Source organism: Bradyrhizobium sp. AZCC 1721 (genome assembly GCF_036924715.1).
Lineage (GTDB): Bacteria > Pseudomonadota > Alphaproteobacteria > Rhizobiales > Xanthobacteraceae > Bradyrhizobium.
This window is the reverse complement of sequence record NZ_JAZHSB010000001.1, coordinates 6,914,083-6,940,532: the sequence shown is the minus strand read 5'-3', so window position 1 is coordinate 6,940,532 and position 26,450 is coordinate 6,914,083. Positions and strand designations below refer to the sequence as shown.

The window sequence follows — 26,450 nt, the reverse complement described above, 5'->3', positions numbered from 1 at the left end:
TCTCCGGAACCGCACCCTCCGAAGGGCGTTATCTTTGCGGCGGGCATCATGTTTGCCGCAATTGAGCGTGAAAACCCTGGGGCTGGGGCGTTCCGGGGTGTTTTTTCATTGGCCAAATCCGATGGATGTGAAAGCGATACGGCGAGGGGCGGCGGTGGCTGAAAGCGCGTCCATTACGCAGCAGGATAATGCTCGCATCGTCGAGACCAGCATACCGGCGCGGCTCGATTGCCTGCGCTGGGGCGGCTTTCACACCCGCGTCGTGGCCGCACTCGGCATCACCTGGATTCTGGACGGGCTGGAAGTCACGTTGGCGGGCGCCCTGTCGGGCGCGCTGAAGGAAAGCCCGACGCTGCAATTTTCCAATTTCGATGTCGGTCTTGCCAACAGCGCCTATCTCGCCGGCGCCGTGCTCGGCGCGCTCGGCTTCGGTTGGCTGACGGACCGGATCGGGCGCAAGAAACTGTTCTTCATCACGCTCGCGGTCTATCTCAGCGCAACCGCGGCCACCGCGCTGTCGTGGAATGTCGCGAGTTACGCGCTGTTTCGTTTCCTGACCGGGGCCGGCATCGGCGGCGAATATACCGCGATCAATTCGACGATCCAGGAACTGGTGCCGGCGCGCTATCGCGGCTGGACCGATCTCGTGATCAACGGCAGTTTCTGGATCGGGGCTGCGATCGGCGCGGTCGCCGCCATCGTGCTGCTCGATCCCAACGTGCTCGCGCCGGATCTCGGCTGGCGGATGGCCTACTTCATCGGCGCCGCGCTCGGCCTGGTCATTTTCGTGATGCGGATGTGGATTCCGGAAAGCCCGCGTTGGCTGATGATCCATGGCCGTCCCGAGGAGGCGCACGCGATTGTCGACGGCATCGAGAGGTCGTCGAAGAGACATCCTGATCATGAGGCCGACGAAATATTCCCGAAGATCCGCTTACGGATGCGCAGCCACACGCCGCTTGGCGAGGTGGCGCAAACGCTGTTCACGACCTATCGGCAGCGTTCGCTGGTTGGACTGGTGCTGATGGCCTCGCAGGCGTTTTTCTACAATGCCATCTTCTTCACCTTCGCGCTGGTGCTGACCGATTTCTTCGGCATTCCGTCAAACGACGTCGGCTGGTACATCCTGCCCTTTGCGGCGGGCAATTTCCTCGGGCCGTTGTTGCTCGGCCGTCTCTTCGATACGCTCGGCCGCCGCGCGATGATTGCGGCGACCTATGGCATTTCCGGCCTGTTGCTAGCGCTATCGGGCTACCTGTTCTCGATTGGCGCCTTGAGCGCGCAGACCCAGACCATCGCCTGGATGGTGATCTTCTTCTTTGCCTCGCCAGCGGCGAGTGCGGCCTATCTGACCGTCAGCGAGACGTTTCCGCTGGAGGTGCGCGCGCTCGCGATTGCGCTGTTCTACGCGATTGGAACGGGCATCGGCGGCGTAGCGGGACCGGCGCTGTTCGGTGCGCTGGTCGATACCGGATCGCGCAACAGCGTTTTCGCCGGCTACCTGTTCGGGTCGGCATTGATGATCGTGGCCGCCGCTGTCGCGTGGCGGTATGCCGTTGCGGCCGAGCGCAAATCGCTCGAATCTGTCGCACGGCCGCTTGCATGTGTGGAGTAGGATGAGATGGACGACATGAATCAGGATCTGGCCGAAATGTCATTGGAAGACGATATCGCCCGCGAAGACGATGCCGCGCTGGAAACAGTTCCGGTGCCACGCTCGATGGTGCCGCACTTAAGCGAGTCCGCCATTCTGCTCGACATTGACGGCACGCTGCTCGATCTGATGCCGACGCCGCGCGAAGTGTGGGTGCCGCCGGGGCTGGCGAAGACATTGAACCGCCTGCTGGTCAGGACCAACGGCGCGCTGGCGCTGGTCAGCGGCCGTTCGCTCAACGATATCGACCTGATTTTCGCGCCCGATCAATTCCCTGCCGTCGGCGGCCACGGCGCCGAAATGCGGATCGAACCGGACAGCGAGGCGGTGGCCGCCCACGCTCCGCCGATGGACAAGGAGTTGAAGCGCCGGCTGGCGGCGATCGCAAAGCTGAGCCCGGGAATATTGCTGGAGGACAAGGGCTACTCGCTGGCGCTGCACTATCGCCTCGCGCCGCATGCCGAGAAGGCGATTTATGCCGCGGTGTCGCTGATCCGGGCCGATCTGCCCAATGCGCCGATCGAAGTGTTGCCCGGCAAATGTGTCTGCGAGATCAAGCACTCCGGCTTCACCAAGGCGAGCGGGGTGCGCGAATTGATGACGCGCGAGCCGTTCAAGGGGCGCCGTCCGTTCTTCATCGGCGACGACGTTACCGACGAGAGCGTCTTTGCGATCATGCCCGACCTGGATGGCCTCGCCTTCTCCGTCGGCCGCCGTGCCAAAGGCGTGGCCGGACACTTCGATGCGCCCAGCGACGTCAGGGAATTCCTTACACACCTGCTTGATGACGAAAGGGACGCATCTCTGCCATAATGTTTTTCGTCCCGTCGAGTTTCGAACATAGATTCTCGCGCTTGGCGCCGAGGTTCGCGGCAAATTTTATTTTTCGTGAGTTCCGGTGAGTTCCTGCACGCTGCAGCCCGAATTTGGTTTCAATTCGTTGAAAGGGTGATCAGGAACCATATTGATGAACGGTTGTTAACGCGAGCGTACCAACGGGAGGGGACCTGTGAACCTCGTCGTCGTTTCTAACCGCGTTTCGCGCGGAAAACCCAACGAACCCATGACGGGGGGACTCGCGGCGGCGTTGTTGCCGATCGTAGAGAAGTCGGGTGCTATCTGGGTTGGTTCCAGCGGACGGGTTCGCGACGGGAACCAGAAGGAACCATTTGCCGAGATCGAAGCGCTTGGCGCCGGCGCACTGGCGATGCTGGACCTGCCGGCCGCGCATTACGGCGGCTATTACGAAGGTTTTGCGAATTCCGCATTATGGCCGGCGCTGCATTCGCGCGCCGATCTGATCCGCGCGTCGCATGAGGACTATCTCAGCTATCGCGAAGTGAACGCCTTCATGGCGCGCGCGCTGTTGCGATTCCGAAAAGCGGATTCCGCGTTCTGGATTCAGGACTACCATTTCCTCGCGCTCGGCGCCGAACTGCGCGATCTCCGCGTCACCGAGCCGATCGGTTTCTTCCTCCATACGCCATGGCCGGCCCGTTCGGTGATCGGCGGCGTGCCGCACCATCGCGAGTTGGTCGAGGCGATGCTGGCCTATGATTTGATCGGCTTCCAGACCGAGGAAGACTGCGAGAATTTCCTGGCTTACGCGCAGTCCGACCTCGGCCTCGTCGTGCATGACGGCGTCATCATTTCGCGCTACGGCCGAACGCGCGCTGCGGTATTTCCGATCGGCATCGATCCCCAGCTATTCGCGCAGTTGGCAACGAAGGCGTCGACCCATCCCGATGTCTCGCGGCTGCGGCGCAGCCTGAATGGCGAGAAGCTCGCGATCGGGGTTGACCGGCTGGATTATTCCAAGGGTCTGATCAACCGCATCAAGGCATTCGACCGGATGTGGACCTTGCACCCGTCGCTGGCGCGCACGGTGTCGTTGCTGCAGATCGCAACGCCGTCGCGCGGTGCGATCGAGGCCTACGGCAATTTGCAGAGCGAGGTCGCAAGGTTGGTCAGCGACGTCAACGGTGTTCACGGTGAAGTCGACTGGACGCCGATCCGTTATCTCAACAAGGGCTTCGGCCAGGCCGTGCTCGCCGGCCTCTATCGCACTGCGCAGGTCGGCGTGGTCACGCCGCTGCAGGACGGCATGAATCTCGTCGCAAAGGAATATGTCGCCGCGCAAAACCCGGTCGACCCCGGCGTGCTCGTGCTGTCGAAATTCGCCGGCGCCTCCAACGAACTCGACACTGCGCTGTTGGTCAATCCGCACGACATCGACGGCATGGCGCGCACCATTGCGATCGCGCTGTCGATGCCGCTGACAGAACGGCGGATGCGCTGGGAGGCGATGATGGCGAAGCTGCGCGGCCATACCATCCAGCAATGGTTCGCCGACTTCACCGACGCGCTGCACGAAAGTCAGCTCGATCGCAGCGAACTGGCGCCTGTCCTGGCGGAGCCCTCGCTATGGCCGCTTCGTTCCGCCAGCAACAACACCGCGCGGTATCATTAGAGCGTTTTCCAGCGAAGTGGACACCGGTTCGCGTCAAGAAAACGCGTCAAAACAGGAATCTAGAGCCCGGCTCTGATTCAATCAGAACCGAAAAGGCTCTGGGACCCGGCTCAACCGAGCCAACGTCTCATCCTGAGGTCCGAAATGAAAGTGCCCGGCAACCCAAGCCGCACTTAATGGCAATATGACACGCCATCCAGCACCGGGCAGCGCGCCTTGTTCGGCGCGCTCGGATTTTCCATCGGCACCATGCCGCCGCCCTTGCCTGAGCCGGCGAACACGCCGGGGCCGATGACGACGGACGATTTGTTGCCGATGATGACGCTCGGATGCGGCGAGGCCAGCCTCGATCGCGAGCCGTCGGCCCACACGATGGCGTCGCCCGCGAAGATGCCGCGCCGGCCGTCATCGCAGCTTACATCCACGCCCTGACGCGTGCAGGCCTGTGCCATCGCCGGGCCCGCCGCGGCGCCCGCATACGCCGATAAAAGGATAGCGAACAGAAGCGCCCGCGCGATGATCATGCCGTCCTCCACCGATTGCGTTGCCACTGTGGTCGTCGATCGTGGCCGGATTCCGGTTCAAGGGCCCGGAAAGCACTGATCGTCCGACGCTGAACGTGCCAAATTGCCAAATAAATTCAAGGGATTGGGGAAATTTTGACGGCTGTGCCCAGCGTCCCTTGCAAAATCAGTGCTGCCCCTTCAAGAGAGGGCCTCCGGAGAGATGGCCGAGTGGCTTAAGGCGCACGCTTGGAAAGCGTGTGTGCGGGAAACCGTACCGTGGGTTCGAATCCCACTCTCTCCGCCATACAGGCCGAAAAGCTTTTATTTATCAGCGCTTCACGAGGTTGATTGTTTGGCAGCCCATATCCCGGCCCATACTTCTCATCGCACGACTAGCCGCTAGGTAGGCTTAAGTACGCAAACCCGGTTTCCCTGAAGAGCGAACTGATCTCTGTCGTTGGACGGCCGGCCGGCATACGGTTGGTGAGTTGAGGGAAGCGTCTCTGCTACGCCATCACCGCGACGAACTTTGCGGAGGGGCCGCCTGGTCCGATCGCAGCGCGGATGATTTGCTTTTGATTCAGTTGGTCGATGAATGCGGCGTTGTAGAACGTGATGAAGTCGCCATCGGTCATGGGCTCATAACGATCGATCAGGACCGCGGTCTTCGGTGCAAGCTGTTCGATGGTCAGCAAGGTAGGCGTCGTCGAGAGAGGGGCGGCGCCTCCGCTTGGCGTGCCTATCGGCATATGGGTGGTGATGCCAACCGTGTTGACTTTGATGTCGCGCATCGCCTGGTCGGTCTTTCCGTCCTACGTCCCCCAGCGCGGTTTCCTCCCTTGGAGGTTTTCGGACGCCGGCCCCGATGTGCGCGGCACCACCTGCATGGGGCCGGCATCCGAAACCCTTCACACAACCGGACTCATGCGTCGCAGCAGGAGAGCTCTATTCGATCACCTCGTCGAGCGCCGCACTGCAGCATTTCGCTCCCGCAAACCGACCGTCCCCTCGCGCCTTTTGATGATCAGGGCTATTCTTTCTCTCCGATCGTGGTTTCGGCGAAGCGCGTGAATGGCAAGAAATGAGCCGCACAGCTTTCGTTGGTGATCAAATGGCGCACAGCGGCCAAAAGGGCTTCGGCATGACCAAGCACGGCCGATCAGGGCACGCGACCCGATCGCCGCGTTTCCGCTTCCTGCAGAAGCTCGAAGCACAAAAGAACGATCGCAGGGACCGCTCTCGGATCAAGGACCCGAAACAGTCCGTCGAAGAGCTATTCCATCCCCGGAAGCCAACATGAACCTGACGAACTAGCTAAGTCCGGGTCTACGTCGGTTGCTGGAGGAAAAACGGACTACGTTTGCGCTGTTAGAGACTTCCGAGTCTGGACCCTGAGCGGACCGAGCGCCAGATCCGCGCCTCCCCGTACGGCGCGATGAAGCTACGCCACGATGCTCGCTGGTGTTTAATCGACGCTTCGACCTTGTCGTCATCACATGATTGGCCGTACTATGTCCGCGGCGGTACTGCATGCATTCGAGATCATTCGCTGCGATCCACGAATATGCGGAGCACGCAATGAAGCAAGGTTTTGGGTGTTGGCTCGCCGCGCTAAGCATTGCATTCGGCAGTCCCGTAGCCGCGCAACCCGTGGCGGGGCAGCAGGCGGAAAAGACCTATCGCGTCGGTATCCTGTGCGGTGGGTGCAGTGATCAGGAGGCCCCGTCGAGGCACGCACCAATTCGCCAGGCTCTGCGCGAACGCGGCTATGTCGAAGGCAGGAACATCGCCTTCGTGTACCGCTCGGCAGACGGAAGATATGAGAAGTTACCCGACCTTGCCGCCGATCTGGTCCGGGCCAAGGTCGACGTCATCATGGCCGGTGGGGGGTTGCCCGGAGCCTTGGCTGCAAAAAACGCGACCACGACGATTCCGATCATATTCGTAGGCATTGGCGAAGACCCGGTTCAGCATGGCCTCGTTTCCAGCTTCTCTCGGCCTGGCGGCAACGTCACCGGATTAGTTGATCGCTATGCTGATCTGATTCCGAAACAGCTGGCCTTACTGAAAGAGGCGGTGCCGAGCGTATCGCGCGTGGGCGTATTGTGGGATGCGCGCCTATGGCAAGCGCTCGAACCAAGCTTCCAGGCGATGCAGGTGGCGCTGCCGTCGCTCGGGTTGCAGCATTACGCTATTGCGGTGAATGGGCCTGACGATCTCCCCGACGCATTCCGGGCGGCGAGTCGTGCGCGGGTCGAGGCGCTCATCCTGTTCCCGTCGCCCATATTCAATGTCCATCTTGCGGAATTCGCACGGATGACGGCAGAGCAAAAAATTCCTGCGATTTCCGGTTTTACCGACTTCGCTCGGGCTGGTGGTTTTTTGTCGTACGGTCCGAACATCACGAAAACTTGGCGGTATGCCGCGATATCCGTCGACAAGATTTTCAAGGGAACGAGCCCGGCCGATATTCCCGTCGAGCAATCAGACAATATAGATCTCGTCGTCAACCTTCAGACCGCAAGGGCGCTGGGGCTGATCGTGCCGCAAGCACTTTTGGTGTCGGCGAACGAGGTCATCGATTAAGGGCAGGGGCGGCCTGTCGACGAAGTGTTTCGCCTCGTCGGTTGTGAGCATGTCCGCCTCTGACCCAAACTGGACGTCTGCGGATGCAATTACCGCTCCCCAGCAGTTTTGAGCCCCTATGGTATAGAGAGGTACGTTCAGCGGGAGCCGCGATGCAACGGCGCGAGTTCATGATCACAATGCTTGGTGGTATGGCTCTCGCCTCGCCGTTGGCGGCCCGCGCGCAGCAATCGTCAGTTCCAGTGATCGGCGTTCTCGGCCGCTGGCGTTCCGAGACAGAGCCATTGCTTAGCGCGTTCCGGCGCGGCCTCAAGGAAACGGGGTTTGTTGACGGCCAGAACGTAGCAATCCAGTACCTGTCCGAAGACGACCCTCCTCGCCTACCGGAGTTCGCGGCAGATATGGTTCGACGGGGCGTTTCGATAATCTTCACTGGTAATAATGTTGGGGCGCTGGCGGCCAAGGCAGCAACGTCGAGAATCCCGATCGTATTTGTCGTCGGTCTCGATCCGGTAGTCATGGGCTTGTATCATCGATAAATCGGCCGGGCGGCAACGCCACCGGCGTCTCATTCCGGGTCAGCGCACTAGAGCCGAAGCGGTTCGAGCTGCTGCGCAATCTCTTGCCTCAAGTGTCGTCGGTTGGCGCGCTGGTCAATCCAGATAATCCAAATGCCCAGAGCCATGTAAGAGATTTGAGAGCAGCAGCGTCGCCATCGGGGCTGCAACTCTACATTCTGGAGGCCCGAGGCGCGTCTGACTTTGATGCGGCGTTTGCAACGCTAGTCCAAAAACGCGGAGAGGCACTGCTCGTGACGTCCGATCCGCTTTTTAACCGCCAGCGCCATCAGCTTGCAGAGTTAGCCGCGCGAAATGCAATACCTGCAATATATCCGTGGCGTGATTTCGCAGACGCTGGTGGCTTGATGAGCTATGGCAACAGTCTCAGCGACGCTTTCCGACAGGGCGGCATCTATACTGGTCGTATCCTAAAGGGTGAAAAACCCGCTGATATTCCCATTTGGCAGCCGACAAAATTCGAGTTCGTGATTAACCTCAAAGCGGCAAGGACGCTTGGCCTAGAAATACCGCCCGCGCTGCTGACGTTTGCCGACGAGGTGATCGAATGAGCCGGCTTTCCTCTTCTGACCCATCAGCGAAGTGGCGACCCGCCTCATTGAGGTCCGCTCAGTGAGGCATGGCGGACTAGATTTGCTTACCTTCAGTTCGTCGCATTTTGACCCGTTCCGGAAGTCATGCCTATTGGATGTTATCGCCAATCGTCGATGATGTAGGCGCCGGGGCGGCAATAGCCGGGATCGTTCTGTCTGTGCATGGTCACGCCCAGAATTTCGGTGCGAAATCCGCGGGCGACGAGATGCCGATAGGCTTCGTGGCGTGCCATGTTCGCACCAGCCAACAAATTCGACATGCCGACAGCGACCGCCAACGCCTCGCACGCGTCGAGCAGCCGAAGATAATCGTGTTCGGCCGATCGTGCGTCGCGGACCGCGCCGAATTTAACGTAGCAAGTGTCTGTGCCGGCTTCGCTGCTTGGCCCGTAGTGACACACCGCGAACGCCGCGATGCCATGGGCACCTTCGACCAAGACTATATCACCCAAACCTTGCGCGTGTGTGGCGCCTATCTCGCCGGACAGGTCGAGACCTGGGTAAACTGTCTCAGCTACGTCCCGGCACGACTGGAGAGCTTCCTCTCGCTGCACTTGGCTCAACTCGCTGAAGCGCAGCCATCCGGCTGCCGTTTGCCGCACCGCTCTTGCCGACATGATTGCTGTGAGGAAACGCGCGTAAAAGCCGTACCTTTGATACAGGGCGATATGTTTCGCGCTGTCTGAGAATGTGAACAGCCCGACATGCTGCGTCTTCCAGATATCGAATTGCTGCATGGTGACCGCAAGCAGTGCTCGGGCGATACCTTGCTCCTGGAGATCAGGACGCACAGTCAATGGACCGAAGAAGCCGACGCTTCCCCAATTGGTGGCAAAGTTGGAGCCGACTAACTTTCCATCCAGCGTCGCGCCGAACGAGGCCACGTGAGCCGCCTGCTGGCGGCCATAGACGTAGTCCCGATCGGCCCAGAACATGTCCGGGTTGGGAGCCCCAAGGAAGGTACCAAAGGCAAGACGGAATATCCGCGCGGCTTCCGGCAAATCTTCTTCCTCGAGTTTGCCAACCACCGGGCGGCTCGCTTTCGGATCAGCGTTCGCGCTGGCAATATGATCTGACATGATCACCTCCCTTTTTGGAAGTGCCCACATTTAGCGACGATAGCAGCTCGGGTACTCGCAATCCAAACAAGCTAGGTTGATCAAGCGATCGATGTCGCCTGATGTGTAAGGATAGATGCCGTTGGGTATATGGACGTCAGCTCATGGCACATCAGCGAAGTGGCGACCCGCCTCATTGAGGTCCGCTCAGTGAGGCATGGCGGACATTTGCTTAGCTTGAGTTCTTAGCATTTTGACCCAATCCGGTCCTAAGCTGGGCCGGAATTCCGCAGCGCAGCAGTCTCTCACCGTACTGAGGTGTGCTATCGTTTTGGTCAGCGTGGGAGGCGATGGCAGTGAGGCGACGCGAGTTGATTACTCTGCTCGGCAGCGCGGCGGTGGTGTGGCCGCTGGCGGCGCGCGCGCAGCAAGCGGCGAGACCGCCGCGGCTGGCGATGTTCCATCCGGCAATCCCGCCCGCGCTCCTGACTGAAACCGGCGGGGGCAGCGCATGGCGCGCCTTTTTCGGCGAGCTGCGCCGTTTGGGTTACGTGGAAGGACAAAGTCTGATCATCGAACGCTACTGGGCCGAGGGACGTCATGACCGTTATGCCGAAGTGGCCCGTGAAATCGTGACCCGCAACCCGGATGTGATCGTCACCGGAACGAATCCCGTCGTGAGCGTGTTCAAGGCGGCAACCGGTACGATACCGATTGTTGCTTTCATGCTGGATCCGCTGCAGGCGGGGCTGGTGACCAACCTGCACCGGCCCGGCGGCAACCTCACCGGCATCACGCTCGATGCCGGCATCGAGATCTGGGGCAAGCGGCTGGAGTTCTTGAAAGAAGCCATTCCTTCGATGCAGAAGGCCGTATTCCTGGGGATGCGCGGCGGATGGGAAGGGTCTGTGGGGCAAGTCTTGCAGGATACCGCCGCGCGTTTGGGAATTTCGTTGGCTTTTGTCTTCCCGCAGGAGGGGAAGCCCGCGGAGATTGAGCGCGTCTTCGATGCGATAGCGGAGCAACGACCGGACGCGGTGCTGGTGAGCGGAGAGGGCGACCTTTACGCCAACCGCCAGCTCATCGCCGAGCTCGCAGTGAAAAAACGCTTGCCGACGATATGTCCGTACCGCGATTACGTCGAAGCCGGCGTGCTGATGGGTTATGCGCTCGATCTCACGGAGCTGTTCAGGCAGTTGGCCGATGACGTGCACAAAATCCTGAAAGGTGCCAAACCGGGTGACATTCCGATTTATCAGGCGACCAAATTTGAACTCCTAATCAACCTGAAGACGGCAAAAGCATTCGCCCTGACCCTGCCCCCGGCGCTGCTCGCCCGGGCCGACGAGGTGATTGAATGAAGTGGCACATTACTGCGACGCCTGAGTCCGCATCTGGCAGTGACTGAATGAAACGCCGCGATTTTATCACGTTTCTCGGCGGCGCGGTGGTAGCCTTGCCCCACGCAGCCCGCGCGCAGCGACCAGCCGTGCCACGGGTCGGCTACGTCTGGAGCGGCGCCCGCGGCACGGACGTGTACTATCAGACCGGATTCCGTCAGGGACTTGCGGACCGGGGGTACGTCGTCGGGCGCAACCTGATTTTAGAAGAACGCTACGCCGACGGAAAACCGGAGCACGTGCCTGCGCTGATCGCCGAACTTCTCACGCTCAATGTCGATGTTCTCGTGACTCCAGGCACACCCACTTCGCTGGCTGCGCAACGTGCAACATCCACGGTGCCGATTGTCTGCCTGAGCGGAGATCCCGTCAGAACCGGTCTCGTGGCCAGTCTTGCTCGACCGGGCGGCAACATCACCGGGCTGTCGCCACTCTCCGGTGAATATGGCGTCAAATGGCTGGAACTGCTGAAGGAGGCGGCACCGAAGGTGCATCGTGTCGCCGTGTTGTGGAATCCTGACAATCCGACGAATGCTAACCAAATCGAACTCGTGCAGAAAGCGGCACCCGCGCTCGGTCTTGAGCTGACAGCGCTCTCGGTGCGGCCGGCGGACATCGAGAACAGCTTCGCCGCTCTGGCAGAGACGGGCCTCGACGGCCTCATCGTCACCGACGATCCATCTCTGATAACCCTCATCCCCCGGCTGATCGCGCTCACCGCAGAGCGGCGCTTGCCGGCGATCTATCCATTCAGCGACTCGGTCCGGCGAGGGGGACTAATGTCGTACTCGACCAACCTTTTCAAGCTATGGCAACGCGCCGCGGGCTATGTTGATCGCATCCTCAAAGGGGCGCGTCCGGCGGAGCTTCCCGTCGAGCAGGCAACGGACATTACCCTGAATATCAACCTCAAGACCGCCAAGGCTCTCGGCCTCGACATTCCAATTGCGCTGCTCGGCCGGGCCGACGAGGTGATCGAATAGCGACGATAATAGCCGCGGTGCCTGAGTCCGTTCCTGGCAGAAATGCGAAGTGCTGACTGGCTATAAAATTGTCTGCTTATAAGGGGGTCGATCGGAAGTGATCGGCGCGGGCGTAAAGCGGCGCTTTTGACACATAGCAGTTTGCGCTACGCGCAGCGTTTGCGACGCAGCATTTGCACCCGCAATGAGTGCGACGACCATCGAGACGTGATACTGAGAGTCCCGTCGTCCTCAAGCTGCTGTGAGGATCGAATGAAGCGGCGGGAGTTCATAGCGGGTGCCGCGATGCTACTCGTTTCGCCAAGGCGTTCGTGGGCGCAGGGGACGCCTCGGCGAATTGGTTTCCTCGGTGCTTGGGCAGACGAGCCGGCTCGCGACCGAGTTCACGCCGCTTGGCTCAGCGGCTTGCGCGAAAAGGGTTGGATCGAGGGCAAGAACTTGCTTGTCGAATATCGTTATGCCCCGGATCGCCTGCCAGATTTAGCCGTCGAGTTGTTGGCCTTAACTCCCGAATTGATAATTGCCTCGGGACCGCAACCAGCCCTAGCCCTAAAAGCGGCAACCACCACCATTCCAATTGTGTTTGTGGCTGTGGCTGATCCTGTGGGGGCCGGTCTCGTGCGAAGCCTATCGCGGCCGGGTGGCAACTTTACCGGTCTTACCACCGTGGTGCCCGGGGATTTCTTCGGGAAGCAAATCGAAATCCTTCGGGAACTGGTGCCCAGTGCCTCGAAAATTGCGCTCTTCGTCAATCCCGAAAACCAAATGCAAAGACTGGCATTGGCGGACGAGTTGCCTCGCACGGCCGGGAAGCTGGGCATCGCTTTGCCGACGGTGGAGGCGACCAAGCCGGAGGAACTGAAAGTCGCCTTCGCCTCAGCAGCCGACCAACATGCCGATGCAATTGTCGTTCTGGGCGACTACCTGACCGTCTTCCAAGGTCCCCGGGTTGTCGCGCTGGCTGCCGAATATCATCTGCCCGCGATCTATTTTTTCCGGCAGTTTGCCCCCGGCGGATTAGTCGTCTATGGCCCCGATTTACCGGATCTGTTTCGGCGTGCAGGCACATATGTTGATAAGATACTCAAAGGAGCCACGCCCTCTGATCTGCCGGTAGAGCAGCCGACCAAATTCGAGTTAGTGATCAACATGAAGACTGCCAAAGCGCTCGGCCTCACCGTGCCGCCATCGTTGCTCGTTCGCGCCGACGAGGTGATCGAATAGAGCTTTCTTGCTGCGATGCATGAGTCCGTTTGTTGGCCCGACGAAATCCAGCATTCGTCCACTTGTCGGCTGTCAGGGGTAGACCGGAAATGTCTTGCGTTCGGCCAAATCGACGCAGATGACTCACTGCGGGCATGCGCCCCGCGCCCGCATTTGCGGCGCAACATTTGCACGCCCAGTGAGTGCGACGACCATCGAGACATGATACCGTGCAGCCGCCTCCTCAAGCTGCGATGAGGATTGAATGAAGCGGCGGGAGTTCATAGCGGGAACTGCGGCGCTGCTCGTTTCGCTACGGCGTTCGTGGGCGCAGGAGGCTCGCCGTCGACTTGGCTTTCTTGCCGTAGGTGATGGGAGCGGGCAGGCCCTCAATCAAGCCGAGCGAGCGATGTTTGCCCGGCTGCGAAACCACGGCTGGATAGATGGAAAAAACCTGATTATCGAGTCTCGTTTTTCCCACCCCCCGGATCGACTGCCAGCTTCAGTCGCCGACCTGATTGCTCTCAATCCCGATGTGCTCATAGCCGCGGCACCGGCGGCAGCCCTAGCCCTGAAATCGGCAACTGGCACCATTCCAATTGTATTCGTGGCTGTGGCCGATCCCGTGGGGCTCGGCCTCGTGCAAAGCCTGTCGCGACCAGGTAGCAACATAACGGGTCTTACGACCATGGTACCCGATGACTTCCTCGCGAAACGTCTCGAGATCCTTCGGGAATTCGTCCCCGGCGCCTCGAAAATCGCGCTCTTGGTCAATCCGGACAACCCAATGCAAATGCTGCACTTAGCGGAAGAGATACCCCGCATGGCCCGGAGGCTCGGTGTGGCTCTGCTGACAGTTGAGGCGAGCACGGCTGAGGAACTCGACACCGCCTTTGCTTCGGCCGCCGCCCAGCACGCTGATGGCATAGTTGATCTTGGCGATCCTCTGACCTTTGTCCAGGCTCCGCGAGTTATCGCACTTGCGGCGAAGTATCATCTGCCAGCAATCTACTTGTTCCGACACTACGCCAATGGCGGATTGTCAGTATATGGGGCCGATATAGCCGATCTGTTCCGGCGTGCGGGCGACTACGTGGACAAGATACTCAAAGGCGGCAAGCCTTCCGACTTGCCGGTAGAGCGGCCGACCAAATTCGAGCTGGTGATCAACATGAAGACGGCCAAGGCGCTCGGCCTCACCGTGCCGCCCTCGTTACTCGTCCGCGCCGACGAGGTGATCGAATAAGTTCGGCACTTCCGGGTTTGCGAAGGGTTTCGGATGCCGGCCCCATGATGGTGGTGCCGCACACACGGCGCCGGCGTCCGCAAACCTCCAAGGGACCCAGGGGAGGGCATGTAAATGGCGCGGCGTGGGCTATGGGGATTCAGATCGGCGTAGCGACACAATTGCGACCGGTCGGGAGATTCAGTCGACCAAATCTTGAAGTTCGTTTACCGGTCAAGCGCACACCTTCACATTGAAGGCTTGGATCGGACGGTGAAAGCCTTTGAGCACGAGCCCGCCGACAGGCTCGGTCTCTGCAAGCTCCTCGATCGCCGCGAACACCTTGCTGTCGATCAGGATCTGTCCGTTTTTCGCCTCGGCGCACAGTCGCGCGGCGAGATTGACGACCGAGCCGGTGGCCGAATAGTCGAACCGGCCCTCGCAACCGATGCGGCCGAGCGTGGCGTAGCCGTGGGCGATGCCGACCCCGAACCCGAGCTCGTGACCCAACTTGCGCCAGTTGGTCGCAAGCGCGGCAGCGTGGTCGCGCATCGCGACGGCGAGACGAACGGCGCGCAACGCAGGATCGACACATGGCAGCGGATCGTTGAATAAGACCATGATGCCATCGCCGGCAAAGCGGTGCAACGTGCCTTCGAACTCGTGGATGAGCCCACCGAGGTCCGCGTGGTACTCGCGCAGAACCGCTATTACCTCCTCCGGCTCGGCCGTCTCCGCAAAGGCCGTGAACCCCCGCAGATCACAGAACAACACGGTCACATCTCGGCGGTGGCTGTCCAAGAGCTCTTCGCCCGAGGACAGGACGATCTCGGCAATCTGCGGCGCCAGGAAGCTCTTGAGCCGGCCCATGCGTTCGATCTCGGCGACTTGCTCAGTGACGCGCTGCTCGAGCGTGCGGTTCCAGTTGGCGAGTTCGTGCGCCTGCCCCTGCACCTTGTCATGAAGCTCCTTGAGGCGCAGGACCGATTTCACACGCGCTACCAGCGCGGACTGATCGATCGGCTTGGTCAGATATTCGTCGGCCCCGGCCTCGAGCCCAGTGACGACATCCCTGGTATCGGCCCTGGCCGTCACCAGAATGATGGGCGTGAACGGCAACTCGGCGTCCTGCTTGAGTCGGCGGCAGACCTCGATGCCGTCGATCTTGGGCATCATGACGTCGAGCAGGATCAGATCCGGGACCCTTTCTCTCGCGGCAGCGAGCGCTTCCTCTCCGTCGGCCGCCTGCATGAGCTCATAGCCGTGTGGCGCCAGCCGCGCGCTGAGAATGTCGCGGTTCGCCTCGCTGTCGTCGACGATTAGAATGCGCGGAGGATGGTGCATCGGAGCTCGGCTCGTCAGGGCAGATATTCCCGGATCTTGGCGAGCAGCTCACGCGGACTAAAGGGCTTGGTGACATAGCCCTCGCAGCCCGCAGCCCGCGCCTTGTCCTCGTCTCCGCTCAGGGCGTAGGAGGTCACCGCGATAATGGGGATTGCGGAGAGTGCCGGTTGAGCCTTGATCCGGCGTGTCGCCTCGTAGCCGTCCAGAAGCGGCAGCTGTATATCCATCAGGATAAGATCGGGCCGATCCACGGCGGCGGCCGCAACGCCGTCCTCGCCATTTTCGGCTTCGATCAGCTCGTATCCGACGCTCGAAAGCAAATCCCGCAGAATTCGCCGGTTGTCCTCCTGATCTTCGATCACCAGGATGCGCTTGGTCATGGCTGCCTCGCCTGTCGCTCGACTCGCACCGGAACCGTAAAGGAAAATGTCGCGCCCTCGCCAGGGACCGATTCCACCCAAATCCGCCCGTGGTGCAGTTCGATGATCCGCTTGGCGATCGACAGGCCGAGCCCCGTTCCGCCCTTCTTGCGGGTCGAGGATGTGTCGGCCTGAGCAAACTCCTCGAAGATCTTCACTTGATGGTCTGCCGAAATTCCGGGCCCGGTATCACGAACGGCGACCGTAAATGTGCCATCCGCTGCCGAAGCCTTGATCGACACCGAGCCCCGGTCCGTAAACTTGATGGCATTGCCGACAAGGTTGAGCAGCACCTGCGCGAGGCGACGCTCATCGCCGCGGCCAATGGGCAGATCCGAGGCGACTTCAACATTGAGCGCCAGATCCTTTTCGGTCGCGAGCGATTCGACCGCGATGACCACGGCGTGTACGATGTCTCTAAGTGAGTAGTCGGTCAGCGACAGAGTGAGCTGACCCGCCTCGATCTTGGACAGATCAAGGACGTCGTTGATCAGACCAAGAAGGTGCTTGCCGTTGCTCTGAACGCGCTCGAGCACCGCTCGCATCTTGTCGGGCATGTCACCATAGATGTTGTCCAGGATCAGCTCGGTGTAGCCGAGGATGGCGTTGAGTGGGGTGCGCAGCTCGTGACTCATGTTGGCGAGGAACTGCGATTTGTGCTTGCTCGCAATCTCGAGCTGCCGGCTCTTGTCCTCGATCTCATGGAACAACCTGGCGTTCTGGATCGCCAGCACCGATTGGGCCGCGAAGGTCTGCAGGAGGTCGATCTTGCCGGCCGAGAACGTACCGGTGTCACGCCGCCGTACCACCAGGGCGCCGACGATGGTGTCGCGGCTGAGCAACGGCATAGCCAGCAGCGATCGATAGCCGGCGCGTAGGATGAGCTCCAGCGTCGGCGAGGAGGGCTCCTGACGCAGGTCGGGGACCTGCAGGGGTCCGCGAACCGAAACGGCCTGCTGCATCAGCCTCTCACCGGCGCCGATCCGTTGGTCGCGGATCGCTGCAATCAGCGCCTCGTCCATTCCGTAGGTGGCGCTCAGCCGGAATTGCTGTTGCGCCTCATCGAACACGTAGATAGCGCCGGCATCGGTACCCGAGAGCTGCACCGCGTTGGCGACGATGGTCGCAAGCACGGTTTCGAGATCAAGCGTCGAGTTCACCGCCTGCGTGACGTCGCCGAGCGCTTTCAGCTCCTGGACCGAGCGCCCGAGCTCCTCCGTTCGCGCCTGAAGCTCATCGAGCAGCCGAACATTCTCGATCGCGATCACGGCCTGGTCGGCGAAAGTCCGAACCAGCTCGATCTGCCTGTCAGTAAAGGGTTGCACCCGCTGTCGTCCGAGATTGATCGTACCGACCACGACCCCCTCGCGCAGTAGAGGCACGCCGAGCATGGTGTGAGTTTTTTCCAGCGTCACCGTCTCGGTTATGGAGTAATCCTCGTCGGAAGCGATGTCGGCGATGTGGACGACCTGTCCCTCAGATGCAACCCGTCCGGTCATGCTCCCACGGCCAACGGGCAAAACGCGACCTCGAATGAGCGCGTAGTATTCGGGCGCAAAGGAAAAGGCTGCTACCACCCGATAAGCTTCCCCCTCGAGGTTGGAGATAAGCGCGGAATCGGCTTCGCACAGCCGTACGGCAGATTCGACCAGCGTATCGAGCACCGTCTGCAGGTCAAAGGCCGACCGGCTGATTACCTTGAGCACTTCCGCGGTCGCCGTCTGCTGCTGCAGGGACTCCCGCAATTCTGCTGTCCGCTGCTCTACCTTGTTTTCCAGGTCGGCATAAGATTCCTGCAACCGCGCGCCCATTTCGTTGAACTGGTCAGCGAGGCTTTCCAGTTCGTCGCCGGTCTTGATTGAGATGCGCTGGCCGAGATCGCCGGCGCCGATGCGTGCGGCGCCCGCGCGCAGCGCCTGGATCGGGCCGACCATGCGTCGCGCCAGCAGGATCCCTGCAAGCACAGCAAACACTGATGCCGCAAGTAGCACGAACGCTAGCCGCTGCAAGGCGGTGTAAAGCGGGGCATAGGCTTCCTCGACCGGCAGTTCGACAAACATGGTCCAACCGAGCGGCAAGATCGGCGCGGATGCGGTCAACACCTCTTGCCCCTGGATGTTGCGCGCGCCCTGCAGCTCGTCGGCTGTGCCGCCCGCCTGCCCAGCTTGCGCCGCCTGCACCTGCGTGAGCTTGGACATGTCGGTGTTGCGTAGCACAAGGCTAATGTCGGGATGCGCAATCAGCCGGCCCTGCGCGGCAACAACATAAGCACGGCCGTGCTCGCCAACCTTGATCTGGGACACCACGTCCCAGATCAGCTTCAAGTTGACCTCGGCGATGCTGACGCCGGCATCCTTACGGGTGCCGGCCGCCGCCAACGTCATATAGGGCTCGGATTCCCTGCGGAAGTAGACCGGCCCGTAGTAGACCTTGTGGGCGACGGCCTCCGTGAATTTCGGCTCCTTTGAAAGGTCAAGGTCGCTGTCGATCACGTTCATGGCCAAGCGCGAGACGCGCAGCCGCTCCTTGCCGGCAGAATCTACCTGCGCGAGTTCGGTGATCGCTGGCACCTGACGCAGCAATCGCAGCGCGTCAATGCGGCGCTGTTCGATTGAACCCGCCGACCACGGTAATTGGGTGGTCCATCCGAGTTGGCTCTCGATTTCCTTGATGAACCGGCTGATCTTGGCCGCCGCAGCCACCGCCTGTTCGTGCTGAATCCGGATCAGCGAGGCCTTGTGCTCGCGGTAATAGAAGAAAACCTCGAAACTTCCGTTGGCTAGCAGCGCGACGCCAACCACGGCGACAAACAGCGCAACGTATTTGATGAAGAGCCCGCTGCGGTTCCTCGCGCCGGATGAAACCGCTCCCAACCCCGCGCTCGCTACCGGCGATCCCGCTAGCGTCCGACCCCGTGGCGTATCCGGGTGGAGGGAGATGCTCATTGCTCAAATCTAGCAGCAATGCTGCAGCTTGTCCCATCCTGCGGATCGGGCGCCGGCAGGCGGTGATGGAACCCGAGGTTGCTCGCCCAGCTGAGAGTTACCGAAAGCTACAACCCCTGGCGGCCAACCACCAAGCTGCTAAGCCTTTGTGCCATAGGCGTGGTCCTCGAGGGGAGGGCGCATGTGACGAAAGGAATTCATCTCATTCCTTGGCAGCACGGCGAGCGCTTGCCTGCGGCGAGTGCGGCAGCAATCCAATCTCGAAGCCAAACTCGGCCCGGACGTTTGGTAATTTGGAGACACTGACAGCGCTCCACCCAGAGCCTCCCGTCGCATGCGTTAGCCGCGCCGACGACGTGATCCAATGAGGGCGTAGTTCGGTGCATGAGTCCGGAGTTGGCACCCTTTGAGACATGCCGACCGGCTCAAGAATATCTGCTCTCAGGGGTAGACCGGAAGTGACTGGCGCATGGTCGGGATGACGAGATTGACCCGACTCGGACATCACGCAGGGTCCAATTGGATATACAGGTAGCTGTTAAGCGGCTAAAACAGGCACCGGAAACCACGTTGGGCTTCGGGCAGTTAAATGAATAGCCGCGCTTCATTGCTCTCAGGGACAAGGATGAAACGGCGTGAATTTCTCTTAAGCCTCGGCGGAGCCGTAATATGTCCCTTTGCTGCGTTTGGGCAGCAAATCAAAGTTCCGACAATCGGCGTACTCGTTTTGGGGAATCCTAATCCCGGTCCCTTTTTGAAAGCTCTTCGAGAAGCGCTGGGAAAAATTGGCTACATCGAAGGCCAGAGTTTTCGCCTAGAGCTGCGATCCGCGGGTGGCGATGCGGCAGCCCTTGGAGATTTGGCTAGTGAATTGGTTCGCCTCAAAGCCGACGTTATTGTCGCTTGGCAAACGCCATCTGCCATGGCGGCGAAGCAAGCCACGAACAGCATTCCCATCATCATGGCGGCAGTCGGCGATGCGGTTGCTACCGGACTTGTGAAGAACCTGGCACGGCCTGAAGGTAACATCACCGGAAATACGGCTATCGCTGCAGAAGTCATGGCTAAGAACGTCGAACTCATTCGTGAGACGTTGCCGGCCGCTCGCCGCGTTGCAGTTCTGGCGAACACGGTGGACCCCTTCAGCAAGCCCTTTCTCAGTCAGATCGAGCTCGCAGCACCGGCCCTTGGCATCGAGATCAATCGGGTAATGATGCATCCAACGGAGAATGCCGAGGGTCATTTTGAGGGAATGAGCCAAAGCAAGGTGGATGCAGTTATTATTCAACCAACCTTGGTACGGAGGGATGTCATCGAACTCACACTGAAGCATCAGATGCCTTCGTTCTCGATGGTTGGTTCGTTTCCTTCTTCGGGCGGTCTGATGTCGTACGGCGCCTCTGATCCCGACCAGTGGCGGGAAGTGGCCATATACGTGGACAAGATACTGAAGGGCTTACGCCCGGCCGATTTGCCAGTCGCGCAACCGACCCGGTTTGAGCTAATCGTGAATCTCAAGACCGCCAAAACGCTTGGCATCACCATTCCTCCGTCGCTGCTTACGCGCGCGGATGAGGTGATCGAATAGCGTTTTCTTGCTGTGGCGCATGAGTCCGGTTTTGGCACCTTTGAGACATGGCGTCCGGCCCTGACGATGTCCGTTTCCAGGGGAAGACCGGAAGTGGGCAACCCGCCGTCTAAACGGCGCTTTTGGCCCGAAGCGGCCGTCGCAGAAAGGTGCTAGGCTCTCGTCCACCCACACAGACGTGATCCTTGTAGGGAGGGACACATGCGACGGCGTGAGTTCATCGCGTTCATGGGGTCAGGAGTCATGCTGCCGCTTAGCGCACGAGCGCAGCAATCGACGAAGGCGTACCGGATCGCGATACTGCATCCATTGTGGCCGGTCGCCGAGCTGACCGCAAGTAGCAGCAACCGGTATTGGCGCGAGCTTTTCCTGGAAATTCGCCGGCTCGGCTACGTCGAGGGACAGAACCTGGTAATCGAGCGTTATTCCGGCGAGGGTCATGCGGAGATCTATCCTAAGCTCGCCCGCGATATCGTAGCCAGCAATCCCAATCTTGTTGTTGCGTTTACGAATAGGGTGGTGGTGCCTCTCAAAGAGGCAACGTCCACCATACCGATCGTTGCGATGACCGGTGATCCGGTCGATCTTGGCCTTATGCCGAGCATCGCACGGCCGGGCGGGAACATCACGGGCGTCAGCATCGATGCCGGATCCGAGATTTGGGGCAAACGGCTTGAGCTTTTCCGGGAAGTCGTCCCAAAAATATCGAAGCTCGCAATTCTGGGGCTGCGCCAAAGCCCGGAAGTAGCCTTAATGCAGAAGGCGGCAGAGAAAGCGGGCGTAGTAGTCGTTGGGCCCTCCTATCTCGAGGATGCAAGCGAAGCGGAATATCAGCGTGTCTTCGCCTTCATGTCGCAGGAAGGTGCCGACGCGCTCTTCGTCGACACGAGTCCGGAACTCATTACGAAGGCACAACTGATCGGCGAGTTGGCTAAGAAATACCGGTTGCCGGCCATTTATCCATTTCGTTCGTATATAGAAGACGGCGAGGGGCTCATGGCCTATGGCGTCGATTTTGTGGAGCTTTTTCACCAGGCCGCTCGTTCCATCGACAAAATCCTCAAGGGTGCGAAGCCCGGTGATATTCCCTACTATCGGCCGACGAAATTCGAACTCGTCATCAGTCAGAAGGCTGCCAAGGACCTTGGACTCGCGATTTCGGAGTCGTTGCTCGCCCGTGCCGACGACGTGATCGAATAGTATGCTGTTTTGTTGCGATGAATGAGTCCGGAAGTGGCCCATCGCGTCATTTCGGGCAACGCAGCATTTCGGTCATTCGGAGCGAAGCGGACATCGCGCGATGATTACGCTGCCAAATTTATGTCAGGCGCGTTTGTTGAGAAAGGAACAAACTTCTTTCGACTCCCCCAAAAGACCCGCTCTTGCGGTCGAAGCTCCAAGCATCAGAGTTTTTTGGAGCCGCAATAACCACTTTTTGGAAGGAGATCTGACCAACCCAGGCCCGGCTAAACATTCATGAGGCCACCTACAAACTTCTGCCCAACCTCGCGCATCAGATAGAGCCAATTTCGCGCCTCGCGCAAGATACGGAGGCACTGAACCAGCCGAACCCGATGGACACAATCATCGAACTGCTGCAGCAGGTGGTGAGCGGAGTCGGGCGGCTTCACGGCCGGCTGGAGAGGCTCGAGGCACGTTTGGACGAGCCGGCAGTGTTCAAGGCGATCAAAGCCGGGATTCACGGCTGAAAATCCTCTCGGTCAGCCTCGCTGGGCGCAGCGGCACGCTGATCAACCTCTTAGCAAAGGCGCGACGTGCGGCGTTGCCGCCGCTTGAGCGAACGATGGGCGATCTCAACGAGGTCATTCAACGAGAGAACGCGGCCTGTCAATTCACGGAACTCCTCGAGCCAACATCGTTGCCCGCCGCCCGGAGGAAGCTCCGAGAGGAGACCGCACGCCTAGGCGCCGCGGAGGCCGAGGCCGACGCCTCGGCACAGCAGCTAATGGACTACCCTAAGCAGTCCATGTGGCATCGGCTTTGGGGGCCGGCTAAGGATTCGGACCGGCAAGCGCTCGAAACTCGGCTGGAGCAATTGCAGCGCGCCAGGCCCTCTACGCCCGCGCGTATCACACCAGAGCGAAACATGCGCTTGAGAGCGAGGAGCGGAAATTCCAAGTCGAGCAGGCTCGGCATCAAGCCGCCCCGATCGAACGCAAGGCGCAGGCCGAGAGTCGGATCGCGATCGCGCAGGCGGCGCTGTGCTTCATGGCCCAAAATCCACGAGTAGCGTTTTGGGGCGCTGATCACCTTATGCGGGTTGCGATGAGCATCCAGGAGGCGCGCGCAGGGCGAGCTCTGGCCTTAGCCTCCGACGAACGCGATAATTGGACTTTGGTCGACATCCTCGACATCTGGGGCAAGCCGTACCTGCCGCCGCCCAAGGTTTTCTGACCCGGGCGATTGAGCTTCGGGACTGCGGTCGGTCCTGTGTCCCGCACCGGCGCTGTGCTGACACTCTTGCGGCTGCTTCTGTTAAGTCTGCTAATTGCCTGCTTCGCGTTCTGACCACGCACACCCATTTCCGACGCCGAGGCCTAATCGCCTCAGTTTTCCAGAACACCGGGGCTGGACGGCTTGCGAAAGTCGATCGAGCTGCGTGCAATGGCGGTCGGATGCCATGGCCTATGATGAGCTTTGGATCGAAATCGCGCGAGATCTGCTTCCGAATGGCGTCAGACACCGGCGATGGCTGCGCCAGTGAGACTTCCCTAGTGAGGGAGACCAAAGCGATATGGAGTAGCATGCAATAACGAGCCCCCCGAAATGCAGGTAGGCGGGCTATGCTTGCTATTCGCAAATATCCAGATGGTTGCAACGTGTTCGGATGCCAAATCTCGGTAGAATTTACTACCCCAGCGAAGCTCGCCTTTTTCGACAGTTTATGTTGGGTATTTCAATGATTTGCTCGGCTTCGGTGCCGCAAAGCCAAAAACCATTGCTGCGCACACGTGGGACAATTGATCAAGGATTATCTAATGCCCAGCGGTGCAGCTCCCAGTGTGAAGCCCTTCACATACTCGCTACCGAACTGTGCTATCATTGCGTGTGTGGGTTCATGACCTCGGAGCGAGCCATTAAGGCCGCCGAAGTTGTTGCATTGTGGCGACCGGCGCCAAAACGGGTCGGAAGGACAAACGCGCGATAAGAAACTCAACTCACACGATCCGCTGTCGGCCGCACACTCTCGGGAGGAGGACAGTTATGGCCGAAAACATCAAACTGCAAAACATCGCGGACGAAGGGCTTAGTCGACGCACCCTGATGGCCGGATTGGGCGCTCTGGCGCTCGGACCGAGCCCCAGCTCGGCGCAAGGCCGCCCGGCCAAAGCCAATCGCGGCGCACCCGCCAACGATTACCTGATCTGTCGCTCAAGCGAGGTCGACGACTACAGCGTCTGGTACGTCGACCTTGACGACGATGAGCAATTGTTGAAGCTCATGCCGGGACATGAAGGAGCCAAATTCGACCGAAACCACCAACTGATCCCGATAGGCGACTACGTTTTGGAATGGGGGCCACTCACTCTTCGAGATTACAAGCCCAGCTTTCCCTTTCGCCTGTTCAAGTTCGACCCGAGCATCAAGAATCCTCTAGGCGTCAGGGCCGTCAGCCCTGGTGAGCTCACTTCGGTGAAGACTGGCACGTGGGAAAAAAAGAAGTTCTGGGGATCGCGGCCAGATTTCGGCAATCCCGAGGGCCCCGCCAAGGAGTTCGACAAAGGTGAGAAGCTGATGCTCCTGCCGCTCAGCTCTTACATCCTCAATGTCATCCCGACCACGGGACGAGGCACGTTCAAGCTTTTTTACTTCGATCCGCAATCAGTCGACCCTTTGTACCAGTTCCCGACCTGGGTCGCTGGCGCATTCGAAACGATTAATTTCGGCCACGAACTGATTCCTATGGGCAACTACGTTCTCGATCGGCTGAATGCGAAAAGAAAAAAGGGCGGCAGCGATTATTGGCTATGGAGTTTCGATCCGATGAACGACACTCCACTGGCACGGCCGGCCAGACAGCAAGGTCACTGGAGTGACATTGACAACACCCATCAGCTAATTCCGATCGGCGAGTATTTGCTCGATTGGGATGTAGAGCAGGGTTCGTATCGACTGTGGGGATTTGATCCAGAACAACATAATCCTCTGACCGGTCCGGTGCGCAAAGGTTCGATGCCTAAGGAGTTTGGTTCAAAAACGACTCTGACCGCAATCCAAGGGCTGCGCCCGATCGACAAAACGAACAGGGAGGTCCCGGGCACGATCGATTTCATGCGCTCGAAGATCAAACATGTTGTTTACTACATGGTCGAGAACCGCTCGTTCGATCATGTCTGCGGTTGGCTCTATGAAAAGGGTGAAGGCAACATCAATTTCGTAGGGGCCGAAGGGCCCTTCGATGGCGCCAGTACCGACATGTTCAATCTCGACGTCGACGTTGATCCTCCCAAGAAGGTGCACCTCAAAAAGCACGAGGGAGGCGAGTTCATCATACCGTCCGATCCATATCATGACATGACCGACACGATGCGTCAGTTCTTTTTCGAAGATCGCGACGGCTATGCAAGGCGCGCAACGCCGGACATGGGCGGCTTCGTTTGGAACAACGGCACTTCTGCTATCATGTCAACCTTCACGCCCGAACAGCTCCCGGTGCTCAACGGATTGGCAAAGGCGTTCGCCATTTCCGACCGTTGGTTCTGCTCGATGCCAGGCGCCACCGACTCACAACGCGCTTTTGCGCTCACCGGCTCGGCGCTCGGCGAGCTCAACAACTTCATGAATGGACCCGAGTACACTTACTGGCCGGATCTGCCCCGCCGCGCATCGATTTGGAAGGTGCTGTGGGCCAATGGCTTCAAGAACTGGAAGATCTACAATTCGGTGGAATGGCAGAAGTTCGTTTTGACCTACCACCTGTTTCTTCAAGGTCAAATCCCGACCGTCGATAAAGACCAGAGCGCAAGGTACATTGCCGATATCGAGCAATTCAAGAAAGATGCCAGCGAAGGACGCCTGCCGGCGTTCAGTTTTCTAGAACCGATTTGGATCGCCTCGGACAAACCGGCCACGTCGTACCATCCCCATGGGGCGGGAGGCACGACGCCCGGCGAAAGGGCGCTCAACGAGATCTATGACTCGCTGAGAACCGGGCCAAACTGGAACGAGACGCTGCTTATCATTACGTTCGACGAGCACGGCGGCTTTTTCGATCATGTCCCGCCGCCCTACGCCCGGAACCCATGGCCGAATGACATGGTCGACGGCTTCCGATACGACATCATGGGCGTGCGGGTGCCCACGATACTCGTCTCACCCTGGATAAAGGAACGAACTGTCTTCCGTTCGCCTACGGAGGTTGCCTACGACTCAACGTCAATCCTGGCGACGCTGCTGACGTGGTACGGCATCCCCAAGGGGCGCTGGGGCTTGGGCGACCGCACGCAGCATGCTCCGACCTTTGAAGGCGTGTTTCAATGCCAATCGCCGAGGACAGATGCGCCGATATTGTCTCCACCGGAGGAGGCCCAGAGGGCGGCGGGTACTCCAGCCGAAGGGCTGAGCGATCTGCATCAGCTGATCGTGCCGCGACTAGTCGATTCGATTGTCGGAGGAAAGCGGACCGCTCGCGAGACGAGTGACGTCGCGAACAAAATCCTCGAGAGCGCAACCGACGAGAAGGTGCTGAATATGATGCTTAAAGACCTGGCAAGGCAAATGAAATAACGTTTTCCATTGTCGAGTCATGTGGAGATCGATCGTGCATTCGCTATGGACCGCATCGCCAGATCGATGAGCGTTCTCTACGGAGTGGTGTTAGTTGAACACATGTGGAGGAGGACATCATGCAGCGGTTTCTGCTCGGCATCTGTCTGG

The 26,450-nt window shown here is 59.7% G+C and carries 21 protein-coding genes and 1 tRNA gene; 16 read left to right on the top strand and 6 right to left on the bottom strand.

Annotated elements, in window-relative coordinates; translation table 11 throughout:
* The first annotated feature begins 121 nt into the window (after nt 1-121).
* From V1273_RS33045 to V1273_RS33035, 3 genes are all read left to right on the top strand, one after another.
* Complete coding sequence (locus V1273_RS33045; protein WP_334365498.1) at nt 122-1,615, top strand: MFS transporter; 1,494 nt, start codon at nt 122-124, stop codon at nt 1,613-1,615.
* A gap of 15 nt (nt 1,616-1,630) precedes the next feature.
* Nucleotides 1,631-2,467, top strand: a complete 837-nt coding sequence (gene otsB, locus V1273_RS33040; RefSeq protein ID WP_334369061.1) for a trehalose-phosphatase — start codon at nt 1,631-1,633, stop codon at nt 2,465-2,467.
* 196 nt (nt 2,468-2,663) lie between these two features.
* Nucleotides 2,664-4,124, top strand: a complete 1,461-nt coding sequence (locus V1273_RS33035) for a trehalose-6-phosphate synthase (protein WP_334412033.1) — start codon at nt 2,664-2,666, stop codon at nt 4,122-4,124.
* A gap of 173 nt (nt 4,125-4,297) precedes the next feature.
* Here V1273_RS33035 and V1273_RS33030 read toward each other — a convergent pair whose 3' ends face one another.
* On the bottom strand, nt 4,298-4,648 hold the full coding sequence (locus V1273_RS33030) for a hypothetical protein (protein WP_442893687.1): 351 nt from the start codon (nt 4,646-4,648) through the stop codon (nt 4,298-4,300).
* Nucleotides 4,649-4,844: 196 nt separating this feature from the next.
* Between V1273_RS33030 and V1273_RS33025 the strand changes: the two genes are divergently transcribed.
* A tRNA-Ser gene (locus V1273_RS33025) sits at nt 4,845-4,934 on the top strand.
* Nucleotides 4,935-5,136: 202 nt separating this feature from the next.
* On the opposite strand, the gene V1273_RS33020 is transcribed toward V1273_RS33025, so the two are convergent.
* On the bottom strand, nt 5,137-5,421 hold the full coding sequence (locus V1273_RS33020) for a hypothetical protein (RefSeq protein ID WP_334379851.1): 285 nt from the start codon (nt 5,419-5,421) through the stop codon (nt 5,137-5,139).
* Nucleotides 5,422-6,208: 787 nt separating this feature from the next.
* On the opposite strand from V1273_RS33020, the gene V1273_RS33015 reads away from it, so the two are divergent.
* The 3 genes from V1273_RS33015 (at nt 6,209) to V1273_RS33005 (ending at nt 8,345) form a co-directional block, all read left to right on the top strand.
* Nucleotides 6,209-7,216 (top strand): ABC transporter substrate-binding protein, encoded by a 1,008-nt coding sequence (locus tag V1273_RS33015; RefSeq protein ID WP_334412032.1) that lies wholly within the window; start codon nt 6,209-6,211, stop codon nt 7,214-7,216.
* Nucleotides 7,217-7,368: 152 nt separating this feature from the next.
* The gene (locus tag V1273_RS33010; protein WP_334412031.1) at nt 7,369-7,755 is read left to right on the top strand and encodes a hypothetical protein; all 387 of its coding nucleotides are present in this window, start codon (nt 7,369-7,371) and stop codon (nt 7,753-7,755) included.
* The gene (locus V1273_RS33005) at nt 7,707-8,345 is read left to right on the top strand and encodes an ABC transporter substrate-binding protein (protein WP_334412310.1); all 639 of its coding nucleotides are present in this window, start codon (nt 7,707-7,709) and stop codon (nt 8,343-8,345) included. Before V1273_RS33010 ends, V1273_RS33005 begins: the two co-directional genes overlap by 49 nt.
* 140 nt (nt 8,346-8,485) lie before the next feature.
* Here V1273_RS33005 and V1273_RS33000 read toward each other — a convergent pair whose 3' ends face one another.
* A complete protein-coding gene (locus V1273_RS33000) occupies nt 8,486-9,466 on the bottom strand; it encodes a GNAT family N-acetyltransferase (protein WP_334412030.1) in 981 nt (326 codons plus the stop codon).
* A gap of 350 nt (nt 9,467-9,816) precedes the next feature.
* Between V1273_RS33000 and V1273_RS32995 the strand changes: the two genes are divergently transcribed.
* From V1273_RS32995 to V1273_RS32980, 4 genes are all read left to right on the top strand, one after another.
* Nucleotides 9,817-10,806 (top strand): ABC transporter substrate-binding protein, encoded by a 990-nt coding sequence (locus V1273_RS32995; protein WP_334412029.1) that lies wholly within the window; start codon nt 9,817-9,819, stop codon nt 10,804-10,806.
* Between the two features lie 47 nt (nt 10,807-10,853).
* Nucleotides 10,854-11,828, top strand: a complete 975-nt coding sequence (locus tag V1273_RS32990; protein WP_334412028.1) for an ABC transporter substrate-binding protein — start codon at nt 10,854-10,856, stop codon at nt 11,826-11,828.
* A 252-nt stretch (nt 11,829-12,080) separates the two neighbouring features.
* Nucleotides 12,081-13,052: an ABC transporter substrate-binding protein gene (locus tag V1273_RS32985; RefSeq protein WP_334412027.1), complete on the top strand. Its 972-nt coding sequence runs from the start codon at nt 12,081-12,083 to the stop codon at nt 13,050-13,052.
* A gap of 244 nt (nt 13,053-13,296) precedes the next feature.
* A complete protein-coding gene (locus V1273_RS32980; protein ID WP_334379859.1) occupies nt 13,297-14,277 on the top strand; it encodes an ABC transporter substrate-binding protein in 981 nt (326 codons plus the stop codon).
* Between the two features lie 213 nt (nt 14,278-14,490).
* Here V1273_RS32980 and V1273_RS32975 read toward each other — a convergent pair whose 3' ends face one another.
* The 3 genes from V1273_RS32975 to V1273_RS32965 are packed head-to-tail and all read right to left on the bottom strand — an operon-like array spanning nt 14,491 to nt 18,964.
* A complete protein-coding gene (locus V1273_RS32975; protein ID WP_334412026.1) occupies nt 14,491-15,600 on the bottom strand; it encodes a response regulator in 1,110 nt (369 codons plus the stop codon).
* A gap of 14 nt (nt 15,601-15,614) precedes the next feature.
* Nucleotides 15,615-15,980: a response regulator gene (locus V1273_RS32970; RefSeq protein ID WP_334379861.1), complete on the bottom strand. Its 366-nt coding sequence runs from the start codon at nt 15,978-15,980 to the stop codon at nt 15,615-15,617.
* Nucleotides 15,977-18,964 carry a GAF domain-containing protein gene (locus V1273_RS32965; RefSeq protein WP_334412025.1) on the bottom strand — a complete coding sequence of 996 codons (2,988 nt, stop codon included), beginning with the start codon at nt 18,962-18,964 and terminating at the stop codon, nt 15,977-15,979. The genes V1273_RS32970 and V1273_RS32965 overlap by 4 nt, the downstream gene beginning before the upstream one ends.
* Before the next feature lie 625 nt (nt 18,965-19,589).
* Between V1273_RS32965 and V1273_RS32960 the strand changes: the two genes are divergently transcribed.
* From V1273_RS32960 to V1273_RS32940, 5 genes are all read left to right on the top strand, one after another.
* On the top strand, nt 19,590-20,552 hold the full coding sequence (locus V1273_RS32960) for an ABC transporter substrate-binding protein (RefSeq protein WP_334412024.1): 963 nt from the start codon (nt 19,590-19,592) through the stop codon (nt 20,550-20,552).
* 201 nt (nt 20,553-20,753) lie between these two features.
* On the top strand, nt 20,754-21,752 hold the full coding sequence (locus tag V1273_RS32955) for an ABC transporter substrate-binding protein (RefSeq protein WP_334412023.1): 999 nt from the start codon (nt 20,754-20,756) through the stop codon (nt 21,750-21,752).
* A 374-nt stretch (nt 21,753-22,126) separates the two neighbouring features.
* Complete coding sequence (locus tag V1273_RS32950; protein WP_334412022.1) at nt 22,127-22,261, top strand: hypothetical protein; 135 nt, start codon at nt 22,127-22,129, stop codon at nt 22,259-22,261.
* A 577-nt stretch (nt 22,262-22,838) separates the two neighbouring features.
* Entirely contained in the window at nt 22,839-22,967 is a 129-nt protein-coding gene (locus V1273_RS32945; protein WP_334412021.1) for a hypothetical protein, read from the top strand.
* Between the two features lie 810 nt (nt 22,968-23,777).
* Nucleotides 23,778-26,300: an alkaline phosphatase family protein gene (locus tag V1273_RS32940; protein WP_334412020.1), complete on the top strand. Its 2,523-nt coding sequence runs from the start codon at nt 23,778-23,780 to the stop codon at nt 26,298-26,300.
* Nucleotides 26,301-26,450: the final 150 nt, after the last annotated feature.

What these genes read in the sequence shown, in the direction of transcription:
- V1273_RS33045 (WP_334365498.1), top strand. Translation starts at nt 122, where the DNA reads ATGGATGTGAAAGCGATACGGCGAGGGGCGGCGGTGGCTGAAAGCGCG.
- otsB (WP_334369061.1), top strand. Translation starts at nt 1,631, where the DNA reads ATGAATCAGGATCTGGCCGAAATGTCATTGGAAGACGATATCGCCCGC.
- V1273_RS33030 (WP_442893687.1), bottom strand. Translation starts at nt 4,648, where the DNA reads ATGATCATCGCGCGGGCGCTTCTGTTCGCTATCCTTTTATCGGCGTAT.
- V1273_RS33020 (WP_334379851.1), bottom strand. Translation starts at nt 5,421, where the DNA reads ATGCGCGACATCAAAGTCAACACGGTTGGCATCACCACCCATATGCCG.
- V1273_RS33015 (WP_334412032.1), top strand. Translation starts at nt 6,209, where the DNA reads ATGAAGCAAGGTTTTGGGTGTTGGCTCGCCGCGCTAAGCATTGCATTC.
- V1273_RS33010 (WP_334412031.1), top strand. Translation starts at nt 7,369, where the DNA reads ATGCAACGGCGCGAGTTCATGATCACAATGCTTGGTGGTATGGCTCTC.
- V1273_RS33000 (WP_334412030.1), bottom strand. Translation starts at nt 9,466, where the DNA reads ATGTCAGATCATATTGCCAGCGCGAACGCTGATCCGAAAGCGAGCCGC.
- V1273_RS32990 (WP_334412028.1), top strand. Translation starts at nt 10,854, where the DNA reads ATGAAACGCCGCGATTTTATCACGTTTCTCGGCGGCGCGGTGGTAGCC.
- V1273_RS32985 (WP_334412027.1), top strand. Translation starts at nt 12,081, where the DNA reads ATGAAGCGGCGGGAGTTCATAGCGGGTGCCGCGATGCTACTCGTTTCG.
- V1273_RS32980 (WP_334379859.1), top strand. Translation starts at nt 13,297, where the DNA reads ATGAAGCGGCGGGAGTTCATAGCGGGAACTGCGGCGCTGCTCGTTTCG.
- V1273_RS32975 (WP_334412026.1), bottom strand. Translation starts at nt 15,600, where the DNA reads ATGCACCATCCTCCGCGCATTCTAATCGTCGACGACAGCGAGGCGAAC.
- V1273_RS32970 (WP_334379861.1), bottom strand. Translation starts at nt 15,980, where the DNA reads ATGACCAAGCGCATCCTGGTGATCGAAGATCAGGAGGACAACCGGCGA.
- V1273_RS32965 (WP_334412025.1), bottom strand. Translation starts at nt 18,964, where the DNA reads ATGAGCATCTCCCTCCACCCGGATACGCCACGGGGTCGGACGCTAGCG.
- V1273_RS32960 (WP_334412024.1), top strand. Translation starts at nt 19,590, where the DNA reads ATGAAACGGCGTGAATTTCTCTTAAGCCTCGGCGGAGCCGTAATATGT.
- V1273_RS32955 (WP_334412023.1), top strand. Translation starts at nt 20,754, where the DNA reads ATGCGACGGCGTGAGTTCATCGCGTTCATGGGGTCAGGAGTCATGCTG.
- V1273_RS32950 (WP_334412022.1), top strand. Translation starts at nt 22,127, where the DNA reads ATGGACACAATCATCGAACTGCTGCAGCAGGTGGTGAGCGGAGTCGGG.
- V1273_RS32945 (WP_334412021.1), top strand. Translation starts at nt 22,839, where the DNA reads ATGAGCATCCAGGAGGCGCGCGCAGGGCGAGCTCTGGCCTTAGCCTCC.
- V1273_RS32940 (WP_334412020.1), top strand. Translation starts at nt 23,778, where the DNA reads ATGGCCGAAAACATCAAACTGCAAAACATCGCGGACGAAGGGCTTAGT.